The following is a 14,507-nucleotide window of genomic DNA, read 5'->3' as shown; positions in this document are numbered from 1 at the left end:
TATTTCAATTGACGCAATAAATATCGAATCATGAATACCGAATAACGAAATAGATAATCACCACACCCGTGAACACAACCACTCATTTGCTCAGAACCTTCCCGCTTCTCCTGCTGGCCTTCCTCCTGAGTTGCACCCACTCCGAAGTTATTGCCCCCGCAACCTTCGCCTGTTCCGTCGATTTCAATGACCAGAGCGACACGCACCCCGACCGAAACCGTTTTCAGGCGCTGCTCGATCAGAAAGTCCGTCAGGGCGTACCGGGGATTATTTTGTCCGTTCAGGACCCTGTCAACGGCGAGTGGTTGGGGGCCGCCGGGATGGCCGACCTCTACAACCAGATTCCCTTGCAGAAATGCAACATCACCCGCGTCGGCAGCACCGTGAAAACGTTCACCGCCGTGACGGTTTTGATGCTTTACGACGAAGGACTTCTGTCGCTGGATGATGCCGTCAGCCAATATCTGCCGAATTCGGTGCTTAGCAAGCTCGACAATGGCACAAAAGTGACCGTTCGCCAGCTCCTCAATCACTCGAGCGGGCTGTATAATTACATCCAGAATCTGCAATTCCAGACGGCTTCGTTGAATGATCTGAAAAAGGAATGGTCGCCCGACGAATTGCTGGCGTATGCAAACGGGAAGAAAGCCTATTTCGCCCCGGGAACCGACATGCGGTATTCCAACACCAATTACATTCTGCTGGGAATGCTCATCGAGCAGATCACGAAAAAGCCTTTTTATCAGGCATTTGAAGAGAAAATTTTCCAGCCGTTGCACCTGACCAGCACACAGTTTGCCGCCCGAAACCCGGTTCCGAAAACCATTATCCGGGGTTACGTCGATCTGTACAATGACCTGAATGTGGTGGAAAGCACGTATTACAGCGGCTGGGATTATTACACGGCCGATGGCGGACTGATTTCCAATCCGCACGACATGGCGGTTTTTCTGCGTACCTTGTTCGACGGTAAATTGCTCAAACCTGCCACACTGACCGAAGCCATGCAGTGGAAAGAACCGCTCAAACAGGAACCGGAAACCTACAGAACAGCCGCCGGTCTGGGATTTTTCAGGATTGAAACGCCCTACGGAATCGCGTATACGCACAGCGGAGATGCCATTGGCTATTACGCCAACATGCTCTATTTTCCACACCAAAAAACGACGGTGGTCTACGGCGTCAATGGCAACTACGGGCAAATCGACCCGCTGGTTTCGTCGCCGGAAGCCATCAATGGCCTGCTGGAAACGGTGTTTCGGTAAGCGCGTCCGGGCCGGAATCAAATCCCGGCGGTCAGGCTTTGGTCGGCGTGTTTCCAGGCTTCGTCCAGCCGGGCTTTGGTTTGTGCGGCTTTGGCCGTAGCACCCTGCCCCTGTTGCGCTTTATACAACCCCGACAGCGCCCAGCCATTGTTCGGAAATTCCTGCAAATCCTCCCGAAACACCTGCTCGGCCTGAGCAAACTGCCCGGCTTTCAGCAAAACCGCACCGAGGGTGTGGCGCACCGAGAAAAACCAGTCCGGCGGTTCGTTGTAATTCAACTCGTCTTCGATTGCTACCGCTTCGCGCAACAGGGCCAGGCTGGCGGGCAATTTCCCTTCCCGGGTCAGTATATCGGCCTTCAGCACCCGGCGGGCAATGTCGAGAATGGCCCCCATCGAGTTGATGTCCCAGATGGTCATGGCGCGGACTTCCGGGTCGGCGGCCAGTTTTTCGAGTTGTACCAATTCGGTTTTGGCCCGTTCAAACTGCTGTTTTCCGGCAAAAGCCATTCCCCGGGCGTAGTGGCGGATGGCCGTTGGGTATTTGAGTGTAACCGTATCTTTTTCACTCATTTGTAAGATTTCGTCCCAGCGGGCAAACTTGATGGCGATGTTGTATCCAATGCTGTAATAGTGCTGAAGCGTGGTCCAGCCCGGCTCATTCATCAGCTTCTTCCGGGTCGATTCGGTCACTTTCCGGGCGGCTGTCATGGCCCACTGGCTGTTGCCTTCCAGCGTGGCCGTGGCGGCCCAGAAATGGTAGTTGTGCGGCAGAAGCATCAGCGGATACGAGCCCTGCGCGTGGCAGGCCGTCAGATACGCGCTGTCTACCTCCACGGCCCGCTGGTTCGCCAGGGAGCCTTTGTGGTAGTGGCCCGTACGGATGTAAATGTGCGACGGCATATGCACCAGATGTCCGGCGTTGGGTGCCAGACTGGCCAGAATATCCGCACTTTTCAGCCCGCGCTCCGGCGTTTTGGAAGCCTCCACGGCGTGAATGTAAAAATGATTGGCTCCAATGTGTTGGGGATTCCGTCGGATCAAACCTTCCAGCAGATTCGTAATTTCCGGTGTCCACGGTTTGGGTTGCCCCGATTTTTCCCACAAATCCCAGGGGTGCAGATCCATCAGCGACTCGGCATAGAGCGCGGCCAGGTCGATGTCGGCCGCAAACTGCTTGTGAACCTGCTTCATGGCGTTAGCATAGGCGATGTCATACGGTTTTCGGTCGTCGACCGGCTGGGCCGGATAGCGCTTCGCCAGCGCCAGAATAAGCATTTTTTCCCGGATGGTACAGAACTCCGACAGACGAAGGGCTTTCTGAATGGCACTATACGCCCGCTCGTAATTGTCTTTTTCCATCCCGGCGTTGTAGTTGGGTCCCAACACATACGCAAACCCCCAGTGTGCCATCGCGCAGGTCGAATCCAGGCGCATCGCTTCGTAAAAAGACCGCGCGGCTTCCGCGTGATTAAAACCGTAGGACAGCATAAAGCCCTGATCGAAATACCGTTGCGCTTCCGCGTTCCGGGTCGTGATCGGGAAATGCAGATTTCCCAGGCTATCAAATTTCGGTGCTTTCAGCCCGGAGGTATACCAGTTTTTGTCGGTGGGCTCAGTGCGGCAGATCAGTTGCGAAACGGTAGCGGAACGGACTTCGTCAGTCGTAGCTTTTTGTTGCGGCTGGCAGGCTTCGATCAGGCTGATCACCAGGCCAATCAGGGGCAAAATAGAAGGTTTCATGTTGGCAAGTGTCTGTGTGAGATGAAAGCGTACTCATCACTCCGAAATGGTTTCGACCGCCTTATGCTATTCGACGAAGGGAACAACGGCCCTTTGATTTTTTTGGCGATGCTGTAGCAGCCATCGTGCCCCGGCATTACCAACGCTAATGTACGAAGAAAAACGGCCTGTGGACAGCCCCGGAAAACCGAACGGGTGATCGCTGCCTCATTGCTTCCGGGGGAGGGTGACGCAGACCACTCCATCAATTCAGCAGGCAGTGGGAACATTACGGTTTAGGGTATGGTTAGAAAAAACCGTTAGTTTGTTCCGTGGAGCAGCCCGCAAACCGAAAAATCATCCACATCGACATGGATGCGTTTTACGCATCGGTGGAGCAGCGCGACAATCCGGCGTTGCGCCAAAAACCCGTGGCCGTCGGCGGATCGCGCCAGCGGGGCGTTGTGGCAGCGGCCAGTTACGAAGCCCGGCAATTTGGCGTTCGCTCCGCGATGGCGTCGTCGGTTGCCCTCCGCAAGTGTCCCGACCTGATTTTTGTCAAACCCCGTTTCGATGTCTATAAGGCCGTTTCCAGCGAAATTCGCGCCATTTTTGCGGAATATACCCCCCTGATCGAACCCTTATCGCTGGACGAAGCCTACCTGGACGTGACGGATAACTTGAAAAACATGCCTTCAGCCACGCAGATAGCGGAGGAAATCCGGGCAAAAATCCTGCAAAAAACACAACTGACGGCTTCCGCCGGGATTTCATACAACAAGTTTCTGGCCAAACTGGCCTCCGATTATCGCAAACCCAACGGGCAGTATGTCATCAAACCGTCGCAGGGGCTGGCTTTTGTCGAAACGCTGACCGTCGGGCAATTCCACGGCATTGGCCGCGTCACGGCCGCCAAACTCAACCAGCTTGGCATTTTTACCGGCTGGGATTTGCGGCAACAGTCCGAAGCCTTCCTGAAACAGCATTTTGGAAAAGCGGGCAGCTACTATTATACCATCGCCCGCGCCATCGACAACCGGCCCGTGACGCCCGACCGGCTTCGCAAATCGATTGGGTCGGAAACAACCTTCGACCGGGATTTAACCGCCGAAGCCGACCTCCTGGCCGGTTTACAACCCTTGCTCGATTCGGTCTGGCGGTTGTGCGAACGCATCCAGGTGGTGGGGCGCACGGTTACGCTGAAAGTAAAATTTGCCGATTTTGAGCAGATTACCCGCAGCCGCACCACGCTGGGGCCGGTTTCACAGAAAACTTTTCTGGATCGCATCGGCGTCGAATTGCTTACGTCACTTTTCCCCCTTTCCAAAGGCGTCCGGCTCCTGGGCATTTCACTCTCCAACCTCGACGCTTCCGATCAGCCGTCCGGCCAGCAACTGGTGCTTCCTTTTTAGCCGCCGACGGGTCTGAAACCGGGCAAAAAGCGCCATTCTTCCGAATACGGGAATTCGTCCGTTTATTTTCGCCGTTCGATAAATAGATCGCTTTCTGTACAGATTGTTTCGCCTAAATTATATTCGGTTTTGAACCGGCTGTATAAGCGTCCCTCATCTCCGATTTTTCCAAAAATCCGACCGGTCTTCCCGACCCTTTTCCCTACCTCAACCATGAACACTACCATTCCTAAACCGAAACTTTACGCCCTGGTCGTGGGCATCGACGACTACCGGGCGGACTTGATTTTGCAGGGGCAGATCCGGTTTCCGGCCCTCGGCGGTTGCGTCATGGATGCCCTGAAGGTACAGCGTTACCTCAAAAACGATCCCGCATTCGAACCGCACGTTTTGTTGTTGCAGGACAGGAAAGCCGACAAGGCCAGCGTGGTCAAGGCTTTTCGCGAGCATTTGGGACAGGCAAAAGAAGGTGATGTAGCCCTGTTCTATTTCTCCGGCCACGGCACGCAGGAATGGGCCGACACTACGGTTTGGAAACACGAAACCGATGGCCGGCTGGAGTGTCTGGCCTGTCATTATGATGAACAAACCGCTGCCGATTTCCTATTGGCAGACAAGGAATTACGGTATCTTATCCAGCAACTATCGGTCAAAAAACCGCACGTCGTTACCATTTTTGACTGCTGCCACTCGGGCGATAATACCCGCAACGGGGCGCTGGTGCAAACCGTATTCAAAGCAGAAGCCCCCCGGGAAAAACGGATTCCGTTTGCATTCGCCAAACGCCCCTGGGAGCAGTTTATTTTCGGACAGACAATCGCTGCGGATACGATCCGGCAGCAGGGCGATGCGGTTGCCTTGCCCGAAGGAACGCACGTCCAATTGTCGGCCTGCGAATCCGACGAATCGGCGGTAGAGGTCAGTGGTGAAGGTGTTTTTACCAAAACGCTGCTATCGGTTTTGCGAGCGTCGGCGGGCGACCTGAGCTACTACACGCTGCGGAGCCGGGTGCGGCAGTATCTGCGGAATGTGTACGAGCAAAAACCGCGCATTTACGTCGCCAACGGGGACGATTCGCTGCTCCATACCACCTTTCTCAACCGGCCGGGCCAACGGGGGCAATCGGCCATTGGCGAGGTGACTTACAACCGAAAAACCGGCTGGCAGTTGAACCTGGGCGCGATTCACGGCATTACGACTGAAACCAAATCCATCACGGTTTTCAATCCCGACGACCCCGGCCAGAAATACTCCGCCCAACCGGGCCTCATTCGGGTCGACTCGACGCAATTGCGGTTTGAGCCGTCGGTCAACCTGAACCAGAATGCGGTTTTTCAGGCCACCATCGACGGCCTGATGATGCTTCCGTTGCCCATTACCCTTGAAAACAGGGGCGGTTTGCCGGAAAACCAGCAGGCACTGCTCGACAAGCTTTCCAACGAAAGCGGAGGACTCATTGTGACCGAAGAACGGGAAGAGTTGGCAAAGTATGTGGTTCACGATCAGGACGGCCGCTATTACATTACCTACCCCGGCGACCCTTACCGCCCGCTGACGAGCGTGATTGAAACCGCATCCGAAACCGCCATTCCGGAACTGGTGGAACAATTGAAACACCTGTCCCGCTGGGAATTTATGCACAGCCTGACCAATTCGGGGACCAATCAGTTACCGGGAAAACCGCTGACGGTGGAATTCGCCCGGATCGGAGCCGATGGGCAACCAACGGCGATCATACCAGAAAATGACCTCCTTCCGGTCTATTATGAAAAACAGGCCAATGGCCATTGGCAAAGCAACATCCAGGTCAAAATCACCAATCCGGTCGGCAACCAGCGTTCGCTGTACTGCTCGGCGCTGTATCTCTCGTCCACCTTCGAATCGTTTACCGGTTTTCTGAACCCCAAAGCGTATTTGCTGGAACCGGGCAATACGGTTTATCTGGGTTTGAAAAAACTGGATTACCTGCCCGCCACGTTGCAGGATACGATGCGGTTTTACAACTGGCCGTCGCGACTGGAACACATCAAACTGATTGTCAGCACGGACGAGTTTGATCCGCAGGCTCTGACGCTGGCCACGCTGCCCGACCCGCCCCTGCCCGGCGATGACAACCGGGGCGGCAACCGGGGTGGTTTTGCAACCGATGAGGTGTCGGACCGTTCGATTCAACTGACGGGCTGGACAACGCAATCGTATACCCTGAAGCTGGTCAATCCGGAGCCCAATGTGATTCTGAATACCGAACTCAACACGATGCTCCACGATCCGGTTACAACGCCCTTTGCGTTGGGAATCTATTTCGATGCCCATCCGGGAACGAACTGGGAAACCGATTACCAGCTCAAACCGGACATTAAAGTGCTGGATTCGGCGCACCTGGACGAACGCGGGCTGATTAGCGACCTGGGTCTGGCTGCGGCCAACGCGCTGGCCAACCGGTTGCGCAACCGCCAGTATGCGCAGATAACCAAACGCTTCCCCAACCGCGTCCGGCTGGTTTCGGAGGGCGATTCGTGGTTTCAGCATCCGCTTGTGACCGACACCATCGACCACCTTTCCCGGGCGTTTGCCATCTATTGTGTGGCTGCCGCGGGCGATACGCTTCGGAATTACCAGAAAACCGGTGAATACCTCGACGCCATCGACGAGCAAAACCCGGCGTTTTTTCTCATCAGCGGGGGCGGTAACGACATCCTCGGCGATCAGTTCCGCACGTTTCTGAAAGAAAACCCGGATATGAGCGAGCCGCCGGGCCAGAATCCGCGTCGGTTTCTGAATGACAAGGTATTTGCCGAACTGGATGCCCTGCGCGACCTGTACAAAGCGATGTTTGGTCACCTGAAAATCTATAAACCGAACCTCCAGATTCTGGTGCATGGCTACGATTACGTGATTCCGCTCCAGGTAACCAACAAAGGCTGGCTGGGACGCTATATGATCGCAACAGGCATCAATCGGCAGGAGGATCGATTTGCCACGATTCAATTTATTCTGGACGAGTTCAACAGCCGGATCAAAACGGTGGCCGAAGCCTTCGAAAATGTTTCCTACCTCGACCTCCGCAAAACCGTCCGGCCCGACCAGTGGTACGATGAAATTCACCCGAACAGCGACGGTTATCAACAGGTGGCGATGAAGTTCATGGAGCGCATCAACGCCGTACTCACCAAACACCCGGACCTTGCGCAGCCCCTGAACCAGAACCAGGACGAGGAGCCTGTTACTCCGAAACGCAGGCCCGGGCCATCGGCGAACACATTCCGTACGTGATCGGGATGCAACGTTCGATTGGCGACGAAGCCGCCATTGCGTTTTCGGCGACGTTTTACCGGGCCCTGGGTTCGGGGCTGTCGATTGTGGATGCCTATGAACTGGCCGTTGCCGGGATGGGCCTGGAAGACAACCGACAGGCCACGATTCCGGTGTTATTGAAAAGGGAAAAAGTGTAAATTGAATAAACGATCGTTCCGATCAGGGTCACGGCTACAAGCGCGGCCCTGATCGGGGATTTTCTTACGTTCTTTTGCCATTCTCCATGCCGCGACCCATTGTCTTTGTAGCTTATTCCAATTCCAGAACGAACCCTTTGCCAGCACTCAGAAATGAAATGCTGGCCATTTGGAAGAGCTTTTTACCCCATCTGTTGGATGGCTATCTGGAATACATTTGTCCGCCGGTCGATACGGGAACTGATGAACTGTTCGACACCCTGAGTCGCATTCATGATGGCGGTGATTCGGGCCTGACGGTTTTCCATTACAGCGGTCATGCCGATGTCGACCACCTGGGCAGCTACCTGGATATCAACGACGGTGCGCTGTCGGAGGAGCGATTCTGGTTGTTATTCAGCGGCAAAAAGCCCGATCTGGTTTTTTTGAACGGCTGTTCGACCAACGGTTTTGTGAACGAATTACTCAAAAAAGGCGTCAAAGCCGTGATTGCGACGGCAAGGCCGGTGGGCGACAAAACCGCCACGCTGTTTGCAACGGCCTTCTATTCGGCGCTGACCAGCAAAGGCTGCAAGCTGCTGACGGCCTTCGACATGGCCCTCGGCAAGCTGCGGGACATGGGCTTCGACACCTCGCAGGTTCACCGGGGCAGCGCATTCGCCACCAGTCCGGTTCAGAAAGCCCAAAATTGCCCCTGGGGACTATTTTACGACGAATCGACTCAGGAAACGATTCAGAAAGCCCGGAACTGGTCACTGATCCGGCACGATCCAACGGGAACACCGGTGCCCAAAGAATTGACCGATATTCTGGAACGGGTGAAAAAATTGCAGGAAACTGCCGAAAGTATCCGGGAAAAAGAAAGTCTCAAACAGGAGATGGCAAATACGGTGGGACTCAGCGAGGTCATGAAGCGGAGAATTATCGACGATTATGAAAACGATATCGGGAAATTAAAAAATGATCTCAACGACCTGAAAGGAGGAACCGACCTAGATGAAACCACGGCTATTTTAAATTTGTACCGGGATATCAATAATCAGATCAGAGCACTGGTTACACCGCTTAACAAGAAGAATTTAGTGGGTACGCTGAAACGCATCAATTACCTGACCCAGTTCAGTTACATCGCCAGGAATATCAACGCCCTCAATGCACTGTTTTTAGATGCGTTTGTGTTGCAGGGAAGCCCGGATTGCGGACTTGAAATTTTTCAGGAACGGTTGATCGAAAGTTTTCAAATTCAGCCTGAAGTGAAAGAATCGGTCGAGATTTTGCCCATCGAGGCTTCCGGCAGCAGTTTTACATCCCTGTCCGACATCGGAAACATTTGGGAAGAACTGGCCGATTCCCTCCGTCTGTCGCGGAAAATGCCCAAAGAACAGATTATCCGGTTTATCTACAAAAAAAACCGGACGCAACACATTCTGATCGTTTTTAAAAACGCGATTTACGAACAGGCCAATCAGAAAGTGATCGGCAGTTTCTGGCCCGAATTTACGGCGGAGTTAAAAAAACTGCTGGCCAGTGAAAACAAGCAAAGACCCGACCGGAAAATTCTCCTTTTCCTGCTCGACAAAGGGTGTGCCTTATTGCCGACCGGTACTGATTGGGAAAGCGATCATGACCCGATTTACCGCCAATCGGTCAGCGGTCGGGCCGATGTGCACATTCTGCCGGGGGTTCGCAAAGTAAAACAGCAGGACATTATTAACTGGAGTACCTACAATCCGGTCGGCTATCCGCTCGATTTCACCACGTTCCAGGAAGATTATGTTCTGCCGACGCTGCGCGAAATCTGCGGACAGATTTCCCGGTCTGCCGATTCGGAATACCGCAATGACGATTTATACAAGGATTTTTTTGGCCAATATACCTTAAAACTTTAGCTGCATGATCACCTACAGGGGAACTGCCCTCGATAGACCCGTCGCCATTCCCCGCAGCGACGGAAAAAACGATACGCTCCATCCGTATCTGCCGGATGCTGGCCTGCGAAAAGCCGTCAACCTGGCTTTGATGCTACAACGCCCATTGTTGCTCATGGGCGAACCCGGATGTGGTAAATCGCTGCTGGCCAAAGCATTAGCCTACGAATTGTATGGCGCCGACTTTGCAAATTATTACCGGGAATGGAACATCAAGTCCACCTCGAAAGCGCAGGAAGGGCTGTATGAATATGACCACATCCGGCGGCTGGCTGATGCCCAAATTGCCCGGACCGATGCGGATCGGGAGCAGTTATTGAAAACCAACTATATTCGTCTGGGCCCAATGGGGCAGGCTTTTGTCAATTCCCAACAGGCCGATCGCCCTTTTGTGCTGCTGATCGACGAAATCGACAAAGCCGACATCGACTTTTCCAACGACCTGCTGAACGAGCTCGACAAGGGAGAGTTTACCGTTACGGAGACGGGCCAGCAGATTCGCGCGTCCGTCCGCCCCATCGTGATCATCACCAGCAACGGCGAGCGCGATTTGTCCGACGCTTTCCTGCGCCGGTGTCTGTTTCACCACATTGCGGCTTTCGACCGGGAACGGCTCGCCCAGATTGTAAAATACCGGTTTTATAGCAACGCCCCCGTCGAGGTGCCGCTGATCGACAAAGCTGTTGCGGTGTATCTAGCCATTCGCACGTACATGGCCGCCAATAAATTCAGCACCGGCAAAAACGTTTCGACCGCCGAGTTTCTGGACTGGTACCGAGTGCTCGACTTTTACGACGGCATGCAACCCACCGGCGATTCGGTTCTTGACGAATTGATTGCGGAGCGCAACGAACTGGGTGGCGCGTTGCGGGATGTTCCGTTTCCGCAGGTTTTGCTGAAACACCTGAATTCATTGACGAAATTTCAAGAAGCTACCTGATGGAACGGGTTGAAACGCCTTTGCAGGATTTTTTCTGGGAGTGGCAATCCATCGACCGGGCGGAGCACCACAACCGCATTACCATCGACACCTATTTTACGCTGCTGAATGCCCTCGGCCGGGGAATCGGGCTGGGCAGTTCCGACGAATTATATGCGCTTTGCAAAGGCGTTCTGTTCAAACCGAATCAGGATGCGGATCAGTTTGACCAGGTATTCAAGCAGCATTTCGGACCGACGATGGCACCGGTTTCAGCCCCGGAAAGTCATCCATCCGGTGCCGCCAATGCGCCTTTTTCACCGGAGGATGGCGAATCGAGCGCGCAACCCGAAAAAACCGCCGGGTCTGGTTCGGGCGAAAACGAAAACCGGGCGTCGTCTTCGGACGCTCCAAAAACCGGCGTCACTTCCAGAACGACTTTCTCAACGGAATTTACCGAAGTAAACCTCCGGTTCAGTGCCAGCCTGAGCCAATCTGACACGATGTCAGCGGACGGCCGACGGCCGGAGCCCTCGTTTTTGCCGGGGCGGTATTCGCCGGTCGATAGCCGGAAAGTGCAGCAGCAGATCCGGACGTTGCGGGAAGACATTATTGCCAACCGCGAGTTTTCGATCGACCTGGCCGCCACCGCCAAACGGGTGGGCAAACGGGGCTTTTTCGATCGGTTCGAACAACAATACCGCTTCAAAAACCGCATTCCGCTCACGATCTGGATCGATCAACAGGGTTCGATGGTGGCTTTTCACCGGCTTTGCGACGAATTGACCGAATCCCTCCGGCTACAGTTTCCCAAGTTGCCGGTATATTATTTCCGCAATTATCCCCTTTACTTTTTGTATCCCGACAAGCTCATGGCCGACCCAATCGATCTGGACGCGTGGGTGGACGCAACCCCAAACACGCAATTGCTGATCATCAGCGACGCCGGTGCGGCCCGTGGTTTTTTCTCGCCCGAACGCGTTGAATACACCGCCGACCTTCTGAACCGGCTGGAACGGCTCGACGTGGTCTGGCTGAATCCCATGCCCCGGAGCCGCTGGTGGGGCACGTCGGCGGCCCAGATTGCCCGCCGGGTTCCGATGTTTGCGGTGGACGAACAGGAGTTTACGAATGCATTCAAACGGCTGAAGCAGTAACCGATTCTGACCATGACACAGGACGCGATCCAATCCGTCGACCGGTTTTCCCGGCGCTTCCAGTCGCTGGGCTACGGCGAAGACCAGTGGGTACTGGCGTGCCACGCGGCCTTTGCCGTGGCGATGATGCCCGATTTGCTCTACCACCTTTGGGAAAACTTCAGGACCTATCCGGGCCGTGACGGAACCGGGCGGCAAATCGACCGGATTGCGGTTTCGGATGTATTGCTGTGGCCGGCCTGGCGCGAAACGTCGCCGGAAACCTTCGAGCTGGACCCCGATGTGCGGGCATATTTGCTCGACCAACTCCGCCGGGATACCCGGTTCGGACCGCAGCGGCTCACCGAACTGGCGCATTTTCAGAAAAAATACATTGCTTTTGCCACCCAACAGGACGACAACCGGTATTCGGCGACGTTTTGGGAAGCCCAGAGCTTGGTGGCCGACGCGACCCTGAACCCGGAAGAAACGGTCCGGGCGGTTTCCGAAAAACTGGACGCGTTTGTAAAAGACAAAAACCAGCCGGAACAGCTCCGGATGCGGAATCTGCTCGAGTTACTGGTGAGCCACGATCCCAATTTCAACAGCCTTTTGCACGTTTCGAAAGGGCTGAAAGCGCAAATTCTGCGGCTGGACGACCACACCATCGGCGAGCAATTCCGGCAGGCCGTGGAAACCGGACTGAGCATCGAGGCCGAACCCGGGGAGTCGTCCATCCGGCTCCTGCTGCCGAAAACCGTGGAGAAATTCATCCCCGTGCCGGAACCGCCAAAAGAAGTTGTAAAACCGAAGTTATTTGCGTTGCTGGTGGCAATTGATCAATACCGCCCGGGGCTGGGCTTCGAGTACGACAACGACTTCTCGGTCTCCCGCAACCGGGTGGGCGATCTTCGCAAGCTGGAAACGTATCTGAACTGGGACGACGCGTTCGACCTGCATATCAAAACCCTGACCAACGAAGACGCCACCAAAGCCGCAATTATCCGCCAATTCTGGGGACACCTGGGTGATGCCGGTGAGAACGACACGGTTTTGTTCTATTTTTCCGGTTACACGGTTTATGAACACGCGGACCCAAAGGTTTGGAAAGAGACACCTCAAGGCATTCTGGCGTGTCTGGCGACGTATTTTGCGGATTCGAAACGTGACGACTTTCTCTTGTCTGACAAAGAAATCCGCTACCTGATCCACGAGCTTTCGAGAAGAAAACCGCATATTATAACGATTTATACCAATCCGTTTCCGCCGGATTCGGCCCGGTCGGCCGACCCTTTTTCCCAAGTACTTTCAGCCCCAACAATTTTTGCGCCCCGCCGATGGGATAATTTCATTTTCAGAAGTCGCATCAACCCCATTGAACTGGCGGTGCGGGGCGAAACCAGCCTTTTACCGATTGGTCCGCACGTGCATCTGAGTAGTTCTAAATCAAGCGAACGAACCCGGGACATTTTGAACGAGAACGTATTTTGCACTGCTTTGCTAAACGTTCTGGAGAAATTTACCGGCGACATCAGTTATGCCAGAATGCGGGAAGAGATACAAAAACTCACCGAGCCGCATGAGGTTTTGCCCGAACTTTCCAGTACCGATCCGGCGTTGCTTGCCAAACCGTTTCTGCATAAACCGAAAACCGCCATCAAATCGGCTTTTGGCAAGTTGGCGTATGCCAATGGCTGGCGATTGAATCTGGGTGCCATCCACGGAATGAGTCAGGACTATAGTCTTATTTTTGTAATTGGAAACAGGGGTAAAAAGTACCCGGTGCTGATTGATCGCATTGGCGCGGATTATACGCAGGTCTATTTAAATGATGAAGTAACGCAGGACTGGGATTACCGGGAAAAACAAACCGCCTATGTCAAAGGGCTGACCCGGCAACTTCTTCCAGTTTACATTTTGAATGCGGACGGAATTCCGGAGGATTTTCAGAACATCTTCTCCCATTTGTTTGGAGAACCGCAAAATTATCTGGTTGCCGTCGAGCAGGAATCACAGGCACAGTACGTCGTCCAGATTCGGAACGGGCGCTATTACCTCACCTACCCCAACGATCCCTTCCGCCCGCTTGCGGAGCCAATCAGTATCCTTTCGGCAAATGCCTTCGATCATTTGGCGAACGATTTACGGCATATTTCGCATTGGGAATTCCTGAAAAACCTGGGCAGAACCGAAAGAAACACGTTGGAAACGATGAAAAACCAACTGGCGGTTGAATGCTTCCGGATTGGGGCAAATGGCCAGTCCGTGGAGATTATGCCCGCGGGAAATACGTTTCCGATTGGCTATGAAAAGCAGCTCAACGGCAACTGGGAAAGTTCAATCCAGGTAAAAATTACCAACCCGAAAACTACTAAAACCGCACTCTACTGTGCGGTTCTGTTTCTATCATCAGCCTTCGAATCCATTACCGAATTTTTGAATCCGGAAGTCTATTTAGTAAAACCGGGCAATTCGTTGTACTTAAGCTTTAAAGACAGCAATTTTATTTCATTCAAGCTTTCTAAAACTGAAAAAACGTACAATTGGCCATCGCGTCCGGAATACTTTAATTTGCTGGTCAGTGATGAGCCATTTGAACTAAAATCGCTCGCTCTACCGGCGCTGTCCGAACCAAAAAATCCGGATATACCACGCTAGCAAAACAACGTGTGTG

Annotated in this window: 9 protein-coding genes; 8 read left to right on the top strand and 1 reads right to left on the bottom strand. The window is 53.8% G+C overall.

The window, feature by feature from the left end:
• Positions 1-68: 68 nt before the first annotated feature.
• The gene (locus ACO064_RS21810; protein WP_421829339.1) at positions 69-1,265 is read left to right on the top strand and encodes a serine hydrolase domain-containing protein; all 1,197 of its coding nucleotides are present in this window, start codon (positions 69-71) and stop codon (positions 1,263-1,265) included.
• A gap of 17 nt (positions 1,266-1,282) precedes the next feature.
• On the opposite strand, the gene ACO064_RS21805 is transcribed toward ACO064_RS21810, so the two are convergent.
• Entirely contained in the window at positions 1,283-3,007 is a 1,725-nt protein-coding gene (locus ACO064_RS21805; protein WP_421829338.1) for a tetratricopeptide repeat protein, read from the bottom strand.
• 311 nt (positions 3,008-3,318) lie between these two features.
• On the opposite strand from ACO064_RS21805, the gene dinB reads away from it, so the two are divergent.
• The 7 genes from dinB (at position 3,319) to ACO064_RS21770 (ending at position 14,491) form a co-directional block, all read left to right on the top strand.
• On the top strand, positions 3,319-4,398 hold the full coding sequence (gene dinB / locus ACO064_RS21800; protein WP_421829337.1) for a DNA polymerase IV: 1,080 nt from the start codon (positions 3,319-3,321) through the stop codon (positions 4,396-4,398).
• A gap of 213 nt (positions 4,399-4,611) precedes the next feature.
• Positions 4,612-7,671: a caspase family protein gene (locus ACO064_RS21795; protein ID WP_421829336.1), complete on the top strand. Its 3,060-nt coding sequence runs from the start codon at positions 4,612-4,614 to the stop codon at positions 7,669-7,671.
• A gap of 5 nt (positions 7,672-7,676) precedes the next feature.
• The gene (locus ACO064_RS21790) at positions 7,677-7,850 is read left to right on the top strand and encodes a hypothetical protein (protein ID WP_421829335.1); all 174 of its coding nucleotides are present in this window, start codon (positions 7,677-7,679) and stop codon (positions 7,848-7,850) included.
• An 86-nt stretch (positions 7,851-7,936) separates the two neighbouring features.
• Positions 7,937-9,739, top strand: a complete 1,803-nt coding sequence (locus ACO064_RS21785; RefSeq protein ID WP_421829334.1) for a CHAT domain-containing protein — start codon at positions 7,937-7,939, stop codon at positions 9,737-9,739.
• 4 nt (positions 9,740-9,743) lie between these two features.
• Positions 9,744-10,718, top strand: coding sequence for an AAA family ATPase (locus ACO064_RS21780; protein WP_421829333.1), 975 nt, complete (start codon positions 9,744-9,746; stop codon positions 10,716-10,718).
• Positions 10,718-11,854: a hypothetical protein gene (locus tag ACO064_RS21775; RefSeq protein ID WP_421829332.1), complete on the top strand. Its 1,137-nt coding sequence runs from the start codon at positions 10,718-10,720 to the stop codon at positions 11,852-11,854. The genes ACO064_RS21780 and ACO064_RS21775 overlap by 1 nt, the downstream gene beginning before the upstream one ends.
• 12 nt (positions 11,855-11,866) lie before the next feature.
• Complete coding sequence (locus ACO064_RS21770; protein WP_421829331.1) at positions 11,867-14,491, top strand: hypothetical protein; 2,625 nt, start codon at positions 11,867-11,869, stop codon at positions 14,489-14,491.
• The last annotated feature ends 16 nt before the right edge of the window (positions 14,492-14,507 follow it).

It is taken from the genome of Larkinella sp. (assembly GCF_965227735.1).
Classification (GTDB): Bacteria; Bacteroidota; Bacteroidia; order Cytophagales; family Spirosomataceae; genus Larkinella.
This window is presented reverse-complemented; position numbering and strand designations above follow the sequence as displayed.

What these genes read in the sequence shown, in the direction of transcription:
- ACO064_RS21805 (WP_421829338.1), bottom strand. Translation starts at nt 3,007, where the DNA reads ATGAAACCTTCTATTTTGCCCCTGATTGGCCTGGTGATCAGCCTGATC.
- ACO064_RS21775 (WP_421829332.1), top strand. Translation starts at nt 10,718, where the DNA reads ATGGAACGGGTTGAAACGCCTTTGCAGGATTTTTTCTGGGAGTGGCAA.
- ACO064_RS21790 (WP_421829335.1), top strand. Translation starts at nt 7,677, where the DNA reads ATGCAACGTTCGATTGGCGACGAAGCCGCCATTGCGTTTTCGGCGACG.
- ACO064_RS21780 (WP_421829333.1), top strand. Translation starts at nt 9,744, where the DNA reads ATGATCACCTACAGGGGAACTGCCCTCGATAGACCCGTCGCCATTCCC.
- ACO064_RS21770 (WP_421829331.1), top strand. Translation starts at nt 11,867, where the DNA reads ATGACACAGGACGCGATCCAATCCGTCGACCGGTTTTCCCGGCGCTTC.
- ACO064_RS21795 (WP_421829336.1), top strand. Translation starts at nt 4,612, where the DNA reads ATGAACACTACCATTCCTAAACCGAAACTTTACGCCCTGGTCGTGGGC.
- ACO064_RS21785 (WP_421829334.1), top strand. Translation starts at nt 7,937, where the DNA reads ATGCCGCGACCCATTGTCTTTGTAGCTTATTCCAATTCCAGAACGAAC.